Annotated in this window: 14 protein-coding genes; 11 read left to right on the plus strand and 3 right to left on the minus strand. The window is 53.6% G+C overall.

Translation table 11 applies throughout. The features are described 5' to 3' along the window. The first annotated feature begins 36 nt into the window (after nt 1–36). Entirely contained in the window at nt 37–1,089 is a 1,053-nt protein-coding gene (gene eutR, locus EHN13_RS11075; protein ID WP_061068308.1) for an HTH-type transcriptional regulator EutR, read from the plus strand. 98 nt (nt 1,090–1,187) lie between these two features. On the opposite strand, the gene hemF is transcribed toward eutR, so the two are convergent. Beyond that, nucleotides 1,188–2,087 carry an oxygen-dependent coproporphyrinogen oxidase gene (gene hemF / locus EHN13_RS11080; RefSeq protein WP_124021391.1) on the minus strand — a complete coding sequence of 300 codons (900 nt, stop codon included), beginning with the start codon at nt 2,085–2,087 and terminating at the stop codon, nt 1,188–1,190. Between the two features lie 2 nt (nt 2,088–2,089). Then, nucleotides 2,090–2,959 carry an N-acetylmuramoyl-L-alanine amidase AmiA gene (gene amiA / locus EHN13_RS11085; protein WP_005121924.1) on the minus strand — a complete coding sequence of 290 codons (870 nt, stop codon included), beginning with the start codon at nt 2,957–2,959 and terminating at the stop codon, nt 2,090–2,092. 212 nt (nt 2,960–3,171) lie between these two features. Here amiA and EHN13_RS11090 point away from each other — a divergent pair, with 212 nt between their 5' ends. From EHN13_RS11090 to cysM, 10 genes are all read left to right on the plus strand, one after another. Then, on the plus strand, nt 3,172–3,597 hold the full coding sequence (locus tag EHN13_RS11090; protein WP_003038048.1) for a GNAT family acetyltransferase: 426 nt from the start codon (nt 3,172–3,174) through the stop codon (nt 3,595–3,597). After that, nucleotides 3,584–4,033, plus strand: a complete 450-nt coding sequence (locus tag EHN13_RS11095) for a DUF2919 domain-containing protein (protein WP_003038050.1) — start codon at nt 3,584–3,586, stop codon at nt 4,031–4,033. Before EHN13_RS11090 ends, EHN13_RS11095 begins: the two co-directional genes overlap by 14 nt. A gap of 59 nt (nt 4,034–4,092) precedes the next feature. Next, nucleotides 4,093–4,668 carry an RpoE-regulated lipoprotein gene (locus tag EHN13_RS11100; protein WP_016150735.1) on the plus strand — a complete coding sequence of 192 codons (576 nt, stop codon included), beginning with the start codon at nt 4,093–4,095 and terminating at the stop codon, nt 4,666–4,668. Nucleotides 4,669–4,761: 93 nt separating this feature from the next. After that, nucleotides 4,762–5,661, plus strand: a complete 900-nt coding sequence (yfeX, locus tag EHN13_RS11105; RefSeq protein ID WP_003838547.1) for a porphyrinogen peroxidase — start codon at nt 4,762–4,764, stop codon at nt 5,659–5,661. A gap of 205 nt (nt 5,662–5,866) precedes the next feature. Continuing rightward, complete coding sequence (gene ucpA / locus EHN13_RS11110) at nt 5,867–6,658, plus strand: SDR family oxidoreductase UcpA (RefSeq protein WP_048210976.1); 792 nt, start codon at nt 5,867–5,869, stop codon at nt 6,656–6,658. 159 nt (nt 6,659–6,817) lie between these two features. Continuing rightward, a complete protein-coding gene (gene cysP / locus EHN13_RS11115; RefSeq protein ID WP_061068304.1) occupies nt 6,818–7,834 on the plus strand; it encodes a thiosulfate/sulfate ABC transporter substrate-binding protein CysP in 1,017 nt (338 codons plus the stop codon). Further along, a complete protein-coding gene (cysT, locus tag EHN13_RS11120) occupies nt 7,835–8,668 on the plus strand; it encodes a sulfate/thiosulfate ABC transporter permease CysT (RefSeq protein ID WP_003038061.1) in 834 nt (277 codons plus the stop codon). Next, nucleotides 8,668–9,543: a sulfate/thiosulfate ABC transporter permease CysW gene (cysW, locus tag EHN13_RS11125; protein ID WP_115601694.1), complete on the plus strand. Its 876-nt coding sequence runs from the start codon at nt 8,668–8,670 to the stop codon at nt 9,541–9,543. The genes cysT and cysW overlap by 1 nt, the downstream gene beginning before the upstream one ends. Continuing rightward, nucleotides 9,533–10,630, plus strand: coding sequence for a sulfate/thiosulfate ABC transporter ATP-binding protein CysA (gene cysA / locus EHN13_RS11130; protein WP_115601695.1), 1,098 nt, complete (start codon nt 9,533–9,535; stop codon nt 10,628–10,630). Before cysW ends, cysA begins: the two co-directional genes overlap by 11 nt. Nucleotides 10,631–10,697: 67 nt before the next feature. Beyond that, complete coding sequence (cysM, locus tag EHN13_RS11135; protein WP_124021392.1) at nt 10,698–11,609, plus strand: cysteine synthase CysM; 912 nt, start codon at nt 10,698–10,700, stop codon at nt 11,607–11,609. Between the two features lie 91 nt (nt 11,610–11,700). Here cysM and EHN13_RS11140 read toward each other — a convergent pair whose 3' ends face one another. Then, nucleotides 11,701–12,417, minus strand: coding sequence for a type 1 glutamine amidotransferase (locus EHN13_RS11140; protein ID WP_048210981.1), 717 nt, complete (start codon nt 12,415–12,417; stop codon nt 11,701–11,703). Nucleotides 12,418–12,427: the final 10 nt, after the last annotated feature.

Below are 12,427 nucleotides of genomic sequence, written 5' to 3' on the forward strand. Positions count from 1 at the left end.
CCGGGGGCTTCGTTGAAGCTTCCGGCTTAAAAGATCATGAAAAAGACCCGTACTGCAAACCTGCACCATCTTTATCATGAAGCATTACCCGAAGACGTTAAACTTACGCCGAAGGTCGAGGTGGACAATGTTCACCAACGGCGAACAACAGATGTGTATGAGCATGCCCTGACGATTACCGCCTGGCAGCAGATTTACGATCAACTGCATCCGGGAAAATTTCATGGCGAGTTCACGGAAATCCTGCTTGATGATATTCAGGTGTTCCGTGAATACACCGGTCTTGCGCTGCGCCAGTCATGCCTGGTCTGGCCGAACTCGTTCTGGTTTGGTATTCCGGCCACCCGCGGCGAGCAGGGATTTATTGGTACGCAATGCCTTGGCAGTGCTGAAATTGCGACCCGCCCAGGCGGAACGGAGTTTGAGCTGAGCACACCCGATGATTACACCATTCTTGGGGTCGTTATCTCTGAAGACACCATTGCGCGTCAGGCTAACTTCCTGCATAACCCGGAAAGAGTGCTGCATATGCTGCGCAACCAGTCGGCGCTGGAGGTAAAAGAACAGCATAAAGCCGCGCTATGGGGCTTTGTGCAACAGGCGCTGGCGACGTTTAGCGAGAATCCTGAGAACCTTCATCAGCCGGCGGTGCGCAAAGTGTTGGGTGATAACCTGCTGCTGGCGATGGGCACCATGCTGGAAGACGCTCAGCCGATTATGACCGCTGAAAGCATCAGCCATCAGAGCTATCGCCGCCTGCTGTCGCGGGCGCGCGAATATGTGCTGGAAAATATGTCAGAGCCGCTGACCGTACTCGACTTGTGCAACCAGCTACATGTGAGTCGTCGCACGCTGCAAAACGCGTTTCACGCAATCCTCGGTATCGGACCGAATGCCTGGTTAAAACGTATTCGTCTGAATGCCGTGCGCCGGGAGCTTATTAGCCCGTGGTCGCAAAGTGCGACGGTGAAAGACGCTGCGATGCAGTGGGGATTCTGGCATTTAGGGCAGTTTGCTACCGATTACCAGCAGTTGTTTGCGGAGAAACCGTCGCTGACGCTGCATCAGCGCATGCGTCAGTGGGCGTGATGAGATTATTGTGCCGGATGCGACGCTAACACGTCTTATCCGGCCTACGGGTTTTGCCGTTGCTTATCCGGCCTACGAATTGTGCCGCTATCAGGCCATTACACCCAGTCGCGGACCTGAATAAATTCGCTAAGGGCGGCTTCCGGGCTGTTCGCTTCCGGCTGCCAGTCATATTCCCAGCGTACCAGCGGCGGCATCGACATCAAAATCGATTCCGTGCGCCCGCCGGTCTGTAAACCGAATAACGTGCCGCGATCCCACACCAGATTAAATTCCACATAGCGTCCGCGACGATAAAGCTGGAAGTTTCGCTCGCGCTCGCCCCAGCTCATCGCTTTGCGGCGTTCGACGATTGGCAGATACGCTTCGGTGTAACCTTGCCCGACCGCCTGCATAAAGGCGAAGCAGTGGTCGAAATCTGGCGTATTTAGATCATCGAAAAACAGTCCGCCGATGCCGCGCTGCTCGTTACGGTGCTTGAGAAAGAAGTAGTCATCGCACCACTTCTTGTAACGTGGATAAACGTCATTGCCGAACGGCTGGCACAGATCACGCGCTGTGCGGTGCCAGTGAATCGCATCCTCATCAAAGCCGTAGTAGGGCGTTAAATCAAAGCCGCCGCCAAACCACCACACCGGGTCGGCGCCCGGTTTTTCCGCGATAAAAAACCGTACGTTGGCATGGCTGGTCGGAATGTAAGGATTCTGCGGATGCACCACCAGCGAGACACCCATCGCCTCAAAGCTGCGCCCGGCAAGCTCCGGGCGATGTGCAGTAGCCGATGCTGGCATTGCATCGCCGTGGACGTGGGAGAAGTTGACTCCCGCTTGCTCGAAAATACCACCGTTACGCAGCACCCGGCTACGACCGCCGCCGCCCGCTTCACGCTGCCAGTTATCTTCAACAAACTCTGCGCCATCGACGGCGGATAACTGCTGACAAATATCATCCTGCAGGCTAAGCAGGAACTGTTTTACGCGCTGTGCATCGGGCTTCATGATTAACGTTTCTTCGAGTGTGCTTTCTGGTTATCAAACCAGTGGAAATAGCTAATGATGCCATTGGCGATAGCGGTAGCGATTTTTTGACGAAACGCCGTCGTGCCCAGCAGTCGCTCTTCTTCCGGGTTGGTAATGAACGAGGTTTCGACCAGTACCGACGGAATTGACGGTGATTTTAGCACCACGAAGGCGGCCTGTTCCGTGCTACGACTGTGCAGACGATGTACTGGCTTGATCTTCTTGAGAATATGCGAGCCTAAGGTCAGGCTGTTTTTAATGGTGTCGGTTTGCACCAGATCGAACAATACCTGCTGCAGCAAATGGTCTTTATCGGTGGTTTTCTTTCCGGCTACTTCATCGGCCCGGTTTTCACGGTCGGACAGATATTTCGCCATGGCGCTACTGGCACCGCGGTTAGACAGCGCAAAGACCGACGCACCTGCGGCGCTCGGATTGGTGAAACCGTCGGCGTGAATCGACATGAACAGATCGGCGCCATGCTTATGGGCTATCTCGACGCGATCGTACAGTGGAATAAACGTATCGCCGGAGCGGGTCAGTCGTGCATCAATCCCCTGGTTGCGTAGAATCGAGCGCACGTTTTTGGCAATCGCCAGCACCACGTGCTTCTCCTTTGAACCGTTGCGACCAATGGCGCCGGTATCAATCCCGCCGTGACCCGGATCGAGGACAACTACGCGCTTAGCGCCGGCTTTTTTCGCTTTCGGTTTGCTGTGACCATTGCTGGTCTTAAGCGCTTCTTCTTTAGCGATGGCTTGCGACATGCCTGACAGCGTCAGGGCGGCCAGCCCGGCTTTCAACACCTGGCGGCGCGATGTGAGTGTTTTTAGTGGTTTAAAAGTGCTCATACGGCCTGAGTTGTAAAAAAAAGGTTCTAAACGTTATATCGTATCGCGTTGTCCGTTGCGACGGATCGGGATAAGAATTGTTTTACTTTTCATTTCAATACGTGACAATTCCGTATTATGCCATTTTTTCCGTCGCTTCGCGTCAGATATTGGCTAAATCAGTGGTTCGCGCCATAATCGCTTTTTAACGTCCTGAAAAGGAAACCAATACCATGGAAATACGCGTATTTCGCCAGGAAGATTTCGAAGAGGTGATCACCCTCTGGGAGCGCTGTGATCTGCTGCGTCCATGGAATGACCCGGAAATGGACATTGAACGCAAGGTCAATCATGACGTCAGCTTGTTTCTGGTCGCAGAAGTGAACGGCGAGGTGGTCGGCACAGTGATGGGGGGCTATGACGGTCATCGTGGCTCCGCCTATTACCTTGGCGTGCATCCTGAATTCAGGGGGCGCGGTATTGCTAATGCGCTGCTGAACCGACTGGAGAAAAAGCTCATTGCCCGTGGTTGTCCAAAGATTCAAATCATGGTGCGTGACGATAATGACGTCGTACAGGGCATGTATGAACGTCTGGGCTATGAACATGCGGATGTACTCAATCTGGGCAAGCGTTTGATTGAAGATGAAGAGTACTGAGTTTCATCCGGCCGACTATGACGGTCATGGGCGTCTGCGCCTGCCTTTTCTCTTCTGGTGCGTACTGTTGTTGCAGGCACGCACCTGGGTTTTGTTTGTGATAGCCGGTTCTTCTCGTGAGCAGGGCAACACGTTGCTGAATCTGTTTTATCCCGATCATGACGCATTTTGGCTGGGTTTGCTCCCCGGCGTTCCCGCCGTGTTGGCGTTTTTACTCAGCGGGCGACGCTTTGCGTTTCCGGTAATCTGGCGCTGGCTGCGCGGATTATTGATTCTCGCTCAACTGGTGCTGCTGTGCTGGCAGCCGGTGATGTGGCTGACAGGCGATCCGCTCAACGGTGTCGGGCTGGCGCTGCTGGTGGCGGATATCGTCGCACTGATCTGGCTGTTAACCAATCAACGTCTGCGCGCCTGTTTTTCCCTTGAGAAAGAATAACGGCACTTTTTGGGGAAACCGGACTCCAAGCAACGTTGATAAATAAGGAAGGAAGTGAAATGAAATCACTGCGTTTGACTTTATGCGCGATGCCGCTGCTACTGGCCGGGTGTTCAACGTTGTCCTCGGTGAACTGGTCTGCCGCTAATCCGTGGAACTGGTTTGGTTCTTCAACGCAGGTCACAGAGCAGGGCGTCGGAGCGTTAACGGGCGCGACACCGCTGGATGAAAAAGCTATTGCTGATGCGCTGGACGGTGATTACCGCCTGCGTAGCGGGATGAAGACTGATAACGGAAATGTGGTGCGCTTCTATGAAGCGATGAAAGACGACAAGCTGGCGATAGTCATCAATGGCAGCCAGGGAACCATTAGTCGTATTGATGTGTTAGACCACGATATTTCGTCAGTCGCGGGTGTCGAAATCGGTACACCGTTTAGCGACCTTTACACTAAAGCTTTCGGTAATTGCCAAAAGGCAACCGGCGATGACAGCGCGGGCGTTGAGTGTAAAGCTGAAGGAAGTCAACATATTAGCTATATTTTTTCCGGTGAATGGAGCGGGCCTGAGGATATAATGCCGTCTGACGACACGCTGAAAGCGTGGAAAGTAAGCAAAATTATCTGGCGGCGTTAATTTGCGTCTGAACAAATCGGCTTGTTAAAAAAACAGGTAGAATAGCGCCAATCAATGCCACGATGTCGTGGCATCTTTTTTTCAGGAGGAACAATGTCTCAGGTTCAGAGTGGCATTTTGCCAGAACATTGCCGTGCGGCGATTTGGATTGAAGCCAATGTTAAAGGCGACGTTGAGGCCCTGCGTGCGGCCAGCAAAACCTTCGCCGATAAGCTGGCGACCTTTGAAGCTAAGTTCCCGGATGCGCATCTGGGCGCGGTTGTCGCTTTTGGCAACAACACCTGGCGTGCATTGAGCGGCGGCGTCGGTGCTGAAGAGTTAAAAGACTTTATCCCTTACGGTAAAGGTCTGGCACCAGCAACCCAATATGACGTGTTGATCCATATTCTCTCTTTGCGTCATGACGTGAATTTCTCCGTTGCGCAGGCGGCAATGGAAGCATTTGGCGACTGTATTGAAGTCAAAGAAGAAATCCACGGTTTCCGTTGGGTCGAAGAGCGCGATCTCAGCGGCTTTGTTGACGGTACGGAAAACCCGGCAGGCGAAGAAACGCGCCGTGAAGTCGCCGTTATTAAAGATGGCGTCGATGCTGGCGGCAGCTATGTATTCGTGCAGCGTTGGGAACATAACCTGAAGCAGCTTAACCGCATGAGCATTCACGACCAGGAAATGATGATTGGCCGTACCAAGGAAGCCAACGAAGAGATCGACGGTGACGACCGTCCGGTAACATCCCACCTGAGCCGTGTGGATCTGAAAGAAGATGGCAAGGGGCTGAAAATTGTGCGCCAGAGCCTGCCATACGGTACAGCCAGCGGTACGCATGGTCTCTATTTCTGCGCGTACTGCGCGCGTCTGCACAATATTGAGCAGCAACTGCTGAGCATGTTTGGTGATACCGACGGTAAACGTGACGCGATGCTGCGCTTCACTAAACCGGTCACCGGTGGCTATTACTTTGCACCGTCGCTGGATCGACTGATGGCGCTGTAACCCCGGTGTTGCCTGGTAGCGCTCACGCTTACCAGGCCTACCACGTTCTTATCTGTCATGAAATTGAAAATCCCCGCCCCGACGGGGATTTTTTTTACCTGAAATTAACCTGATTTAGTGAGCTATTCCTCAGCATGAATTTGTTAATGCTGTATCTTCTGCGTGAATGAAGTGAAGGCTTCATATTCAAAAGGAGAATATTGAAATGGGAAAACTCACGGGCAAAACAGCATTGATTACGGGCGCATCTCAGGGTATTGGCGAGGGGATCGCCAGAACGTTTGCCCGCCATGGCGCGAACTTAATCCTGCTGGATATCTCCGATGAGATTGAAAAGCTGGCGGATGAACTGGCAGGGCGCGGGCATCGCTGCACAGCGGTTCACGCAGACGTCAGAGATTTTGCGTCGGTTACGGAAGCGGTAAAACGCGCGAAGAAAATTGAAGGCAAAATCGACATTCTGGTCAACAATGCAGGCGTATGCCGCCTTGGCAACTTCCTTGAAATGAGCGATGAAGATCGCGACTTCCACATTGATGTCAACATTAAAGGCGTCTGGAACGTGACGAAGGCCGTTCTGCCGGAGATGATTGCGCGCAAAGACGGGCGCATCGTGATGATGTCATCGGTAACTGGTGATCTGGTGGCCGACCCGGGTGAAACGGCGTATGCGTTGTCGAAAGCCGCTATTATCGGCTTAACCAAGTCCCTGGCGGTTGAGTACGCGCAATCGGGGATTCGTGTAAATGCCATTTGCCCGGGCTACGTTCGTACGCCAATGGCGGAAAATATTGCACGTCAGTCTAACCCGGACGATCCTGAATCGGTATTAGTCGACATGGCGAAAGCGATCCCGATGCGCCGTCTGGCCTGTCCGCTTGAAGTGGGTGAACTGGCGGCGTTCCTGGCGTCGGATGAATCCAGCTACTTAACTGGCACGCAAAACGTGATTGATGGCGGCAGCACCCTGCCTGAAAGCGTCAGCGTCGGCATCTGATTGATGCCAGTCTCCTCCCCGGTGAACCTGGGGAGGGGTTTCCCCTTATTCTCTTTTCAACTTTCAAATCATCAAACGGTATATAAAACCGTTACTCCTTTAGTGCCGGTTATAAATATGATGACCATAAGAAAGTCATTAAATTTATAAGGGTGCGCAATGGCCGTTAACTTACTGAAAAAAAGAACTCTGACGCTGGCGGCGCTGCTGTTGCTGGTGGGTCAGGCGCAGGCAACAGAACTGTTGAACAGTTCATACGATGTGTCTCGCGAGCTGTTTGCCGCCCTTAATCCCCCGTTTGAGCAGCAATGGGCGAAGGATAACGGCGGTGACAAACTGACGATAAAACAATCTCATGCCGGGTCATCAAAACAGGCGCTGGCGATTCTGCAAGGGCTGAAAGCCGATGTGGTAACCTATAACCAGGTGACCGATGTACAGATCCTGCACGACAAAGGCAAGCTGATCCCGGCCGACTGGCAATCTCGTCTGCCGAACAACAGTTCACCGTTCTATTCCACAATGGGATTCCTGGTGCGTAAAGGAAACCCTAAAAATATTCACGACTGGAATGACCTTGTGCGTTCTGATGTGAAACTGATTTTCCCGAACCCAAAAACCTCCGGTAACGCGCGCTATACCTATCTGGCGGCGTGGGGTGCTGCGGATAAAGCTGATGGTGGTGATAAAACCAAAACCGAACAGTTCATGACCCAGTTTCTGAAAAACGTCGAAGTGTTTGATACCGGCGGTCGCGGTGCTACCACCACCTTTGCAGAGCGCGGTCTGGGTGACGTATTGATCAGCTTCGAGTCAGAAGTTAATAACATTCGCAAGCAGTATGAAGCGCAGGGTTTTGAGGTTGTTATTCCGAAAACCAATATTCTTGCCGAGTTCCCGGTGGCCTGGGTAGATAAGAATGTGCAGGCCAACGGGACAGAGAAAGCGGCTAAAGCGTATCTGAACTGGCTGTACAGCCCGCAGGCGCAAACCATCATCACCGACTATTACTACCGTGTGAATAACCCCCAGGTGATGGACAAGCTGCAAGATAAATTCCCTCAGACTGAATTGTTCCGCGTAGAAGACAAGTTCGGCTCCTGGCCTGAAGTGATGAAAACACACTTTGTCAGCGGTGGTGAGCTGGACAAGTTGTTGGCGGCGGGGCGCAAGTAAATGTTTGCTGTTTCTTCCCGACGCGTACTGCCCGGCTTCACCTTAAGCCTGGGCACCAGCTTACTGTTTGTGTGCCTGATATTGCTGTTACCGCTCAGTGCGTTGGTAATGCAACTGGCGCAGATGAGCTGGGCGCAATACTGGGATGTGATTACTAACCCGCAGGTCGTGGCGGCCTATAAAGTCACGCTGCTGTCGGCGTTTGTGGCATCGATTTTTAACGGCGTTTTTGGTCTGTTAATGGCGTGGATCTTAACCCGCTATCGTTTTCCGGGCCGCACGCTGCTGGATGCGCTGATGGACCTGCCATTTGCGCTGCCTACGGCGGTAGCGGGTCTGACGCTGGCGTCGCTGTTTTCGGTTAATGGCTTCTACGGCGAGTGGCTGGCGAAGCTGGATATCAAGGTGACCTACACCTGGCTTGGTATCGCGGTGGCGATGGCGTTTACCAGCATTCCGTTTGTGGTACGTACCGTACAGCCGGTGCTGGAAGAGTTAGGTCCGGAGTATGAAGAAGCGGCGGAAACGCTGGGTGCTACGCGTTGGCAGAGTTTTCGTAAAGTGGTGCTGCCGGAGTTGTCTCCCGCGCTGGTGGCGGGCGTTGCGCTCTCGTTTACCCGAAGCCTCGGTGAGTTTGGCGCGGTTATTTTTATCGCCGGGAATATCGCGTGGAAAACGGAAGTCACCTCGCTGATGATTTTTGTTCGCTTGCAGGAGTTTGACTACCCGGCCGCCAGTGCGATTGCGTCAGTAATCCTTGGGGCTTCGTTGTTGCTGCTGTTTTCGATTAACACCCTGCAGAGTCGCTTTGGTCGACGCGTGGTAGGTCACTGATGGCAGAGATTACCCAATTGAAACACTATGGGGCGCCCCGAATTAACTGGGGTAAATGGTTTCTGATCGGCACTGGCATGCTGGTGTCCGCATTTATTTTGCTGGTGCCGATGATTTACATCTTCGTGCAGGCGTTCAGCAAGGGATTAATGCCGGTATTACAGAACCTGGCCGACCCGGACATGCTGCACGCTATCTGGCTGACGGTGCTGATTGCGCTGATTGCAGTACCGGTGAACCTGGTGTTTGGCGTATTGCTGGCCTGGCTGGTGACCCGTTTTAACTTCCCAGGACGCCAGCTGTTGCTGACGTTACTGGATATTCCGTTTGCCGTCTCGCCGGTGGTCGCCGGCCTGGTTTATCTGCTGTTTTACGGCTCTAACGGTCCGCTGGGTGGATGGCTGGATGAGCATAATTTGCAAATTATGTTTGCCTGGCCGGGAATGGTGCTGGTGACGGTATTCGTGACCTGTCCGTTTGTGGTGCGCGAGTTGGTGCCGGTGATGTTAAGCCAGGGCAGTAATGAAGATGAAGCGGCTGTGTTGCTGGGCGCGTCCGGCTGGCAGATGTTCCGCCGCGTGACGCTGCCGAATATCCGTTGGGCGTTGCTGTATGGCGTAGTGCTGACGAATGCCCGCGCGATTGGCGAGTTTGGCGCGGTATCGGTGGTTTCCGGCTCGATTCGCGGCGAAACCCTATCGCTACCGCTACAAATTGAATTACTGGAGCAGGACTACAACACGGTCGGCTCCTTTACCGCTGCAGCGCTGTTAACGCTGATGGCGATTATTACCCTGTTTTTGAAGAGCATGTTGCAATGGCGTCTGGAGAACCAGGAGAAACGCGCGCAGCAGGAGGAAAATCATGAGCATTGAGATTGCCAATATTAAGAAGTCTTTTGGTCGCACCCAGGTGCTGAACGATATCTCGCTGGATATTCCTTCAGGTCAGATGGTCGCGCTGCTGGGGCCATCTGGCTCGGGCAAAACCACGCTGCTGCGAATTATTGCCGGGCTGGAACATCAGTCCAGCGGGCATATCCGTTTTCATGGCACCGACGTCAGCCGTTTGCATGCTCGCGACCGTAAAGTGGGATTCGTATTCCAGCACTATGCGCTGTTTCGCCATATGACCGTTTTCGACAATATCGCCTTTGGCCTGACGGTTTTGCCACGGCGGGAGCGTCCGAATGCGGCGGCCATCAAAGCGAAAGTCACCAAATTGCTGGAGATGGTGCAGCTTGCCCATCTGGCGGATCGCTTTCCGGCGCAACTTTCCGGTGGACAAAAACAGCGTGTGGCGTTGGCACGAGCGTTAGCGGTGGAACCGCAGATCCTGCTGCTCGATGAGCCGTTTGGTGCACTTGATGCTCAGGTGCGTAAAGAGCTGCGTCGCTGGCTGCGTCAGTTACACGAAGAACTGAAATTCACCAGCGTGTTTGTGACCCACGATCAGGAAGAGGCGACAGAAGTGGCCGATCGCGTGGTGGTAATGAGCCAGGGACATATTGAACAAGCCGATGCGCCGGACCAGGTCTGGCGTGAACCGGCTACCCGCTTTGTGCTGGAGTTTATGGGTGAGGTTAACCGTCTGCAGGGGACGATTCGCGGTGGACAATTCCACGTCGGCGCACACCGTTGGCCATTGGGCTATACGCCAGCGTATCAAGGGCCGGTCGACCTGTTCCTGCGTCCGTGGGAAGTGGATGTGAGCCGTCGTACCAGCCTGGATTCCCCGTTGCCGGTACAGGTACTGGAAGCCAGCCCGAAAGGTCACTACACCCAATTAGTTGTGCAACCGCTGGGGTGGTATAACGAACCGCTGACGGTCATCATGCAGGGCGATGATTCCCCAAGCCGCGGCGAACGGCTGTTTGTCGGGCTGCAAAATGCGCGTCTGTATAATGGCGACCAGCGTATTGAAACGCGTGAAGAGGAACTTGCTCTGGCGGAATCTGCCTGATAGGTTAAAAAGTATGTTTATCGCCCGGTAAGCGCTGCGCCCCCGGGCTTTTTTACGAGCTCAAAACGTGAACACATTAGAACAAACAATTGGCAATACGCCTCTGGTGAAACTACAACGTCTGGCGCCGGATAACGGCAGTGAAATTTGGGTTAAGCTGGAAGGCAATAATCCCGCGGGTTCGGTGAAAGATCGGGCTGCGCTGTCGATGATTGTCGAAGCGGAAAAACGTGGAGAAATTAAGCCTGGTGATGTGTTGATCGAGGCAACCAGCGGTAATACCGGAATTGCGCTGGCGATGATTGCCGCGCTGAAAGGCTATCGCATGAAGCTGCTGATGCCAGATAACATGAGTCAGGAACGCCGTGCGGCGATGCGGGCTTACGGGGCTGAACTGATACTGGTGACCAAAGAGCAGGGAATGGAAGGGGCGCGCGATTTAGCGCTGGAAATGGCACAACGTGGCGAAGGTAAGTTGCTCGATCAGTTTAACAATCCTGATAACCCGTACGCGCATTACACCACCACCGGACCGGAAATCTGGCAGCAGACGTCAGGTCGTATTACTCACTTTGTCTCCAGTATGGGGACCACCGGTACCATAACCGGCGTGTCGCGTTTTCTGCGCGAGCAGGAAAAACCGGTCACTATCGTGGGCCTGCAGCCGGAAGAGGGCAGCAGTATTCCGGGGATTCGTCGTTGGCCTGCGGAGTATATGCCGGGCATTTTTAACGCCTCGCTGGTGGATGAGGTGCTGGATATTCATCAGAATGATGCGGAAAACACCATGCGCGCGCTGGCGGTGAAAGAGGGTGTGTTTTGCGGTGTCAGTTCCGGCGGCGCGGTAGCCGGAGCGATTCGCGTGGCCGAACAAAATCCGGGAGCGGTGGTGGTGGCGATCATCTGCGATCGCGGCGATCGCTACCTTTCGACCGGCGTGTTTGGCGAAGAACACTTTAACCAGGGATTAGGGATTTAGTTTGTAGGCCTGATAAGCATAGCGCCATCAGGCAAACGTACGGCACGATCGCCGGATGACGACGTAAAGCGTCTTATCCGGCCTGCCATAATCAATCGTTACGTTTTTCCACAAGCTTATCCAGGAACTGCCACAGCTTCTCATTCATCTGCTGATAATCCCATGCGCGCATCTCTTCGACAGAACGGATGAAACGCTTCCCTTTGGCTTCGGCTAACTCCTGCTCAGAGTGCTGAATTAATCCTTCGACCGCTTCGGCGGTAAACTCCATATGGCACTGAAAGCCATAGACAAAATTACCGTATTGTACGATTTGTCGTGGGCAGCCAACGCTTGTGGCAAGAATTGTCGCCTGGTCGGTTAATCCTGGCATATCGTTGTGCCAGTGACCGACCATCAGCGGCGATCCAAAGTGGGCGATCAGCGGGTGCGCTTTACCTGCTTCAGTCAGTGTAATGGGAAAATGACCAATCTCTTTTTCCGGGCTTTGACATACTTTCGCGCCCAGTGCTTCGCCAATGAGCTGTGAACCTAAGCAGATCCCCACCACAATTTTGCGTGCCGCAATCGCCTGGTTGATCAGGTGCTGTTCGGCCTGAGAGTCAAAATACGGGCACTCCGCCAGCGTGGTGCGTGGAGACTGCGGACCGCCAAAGACGACCAGCATATCGAAGCCATCGGCATTGGCGGGAACCGATTCTCCGGCGTAAACCCGTGACCAGCTGATGGTATAGCCACGTGATTCGGCCCACGGCAGATACGCGCCAGCAGATTCAAAAGACTCATGAATAACAAAATGAACTCGCACTTTTTCTCTC

It is taken from the genome of Citrobacter youngae (assembly GCF_003818115.1).
In the GTDB taxonomy this organism is placed as follows: domain Bacteria; phylum Pseudomonadota; class Gammaproteobacteria; order Enterobacterales; family Enterobacteriaceae; genus Citrobacter; species Citrobacter youngae.